The 255-nt window shown below is 41.2% G+C and carries 1 pseudogene; it reads right to left on the reverse strand.

What is annotated here, in order from left to right:
• Positions 1-205, reverse strand: a pseudogene (locus tag AAIG11_RS18300) (IS5/IS1182 family transposase); the annotation flags it as partial.
• Between the last annotated feature and the right edge of the window lie 50 nt (positions 206-255).

Below are 255 nucleotides of genomic sequence, written 5' to 3' on the forward strand. Positions count from 1 at the left end.
GGACAACTTTATCGGCTGCCGCCTTTAAAGGTTTCTGTCCTTTGCTTTCTCTTTTGTCATTAACCAGTGCGAGTAAGGACTCGTCTTCCGAGATGGTCATTTCTTTTTCTTCGTTTGTGTATTTTGAGTTGCTCGCATTGGCCCGAATATGGGTTGAATCGGTGTAAAAAATTTTTCCTGACACCATTTTGTTTTCCATTGCCATTAGGACCACTTCGTTCATAATGCTTTCATACACCTTCGCGTCTTTAAATC

It is taken from the genome of Anoxynatronum sibiricum (genome assembly GCF_039414295.1).
Lineage (GTDB): Bacteria > Bacillota > Clostridia > Peptostreptococcales > Tindalliaceae > Anoxynatronum > Anoxynatronum sibiricum.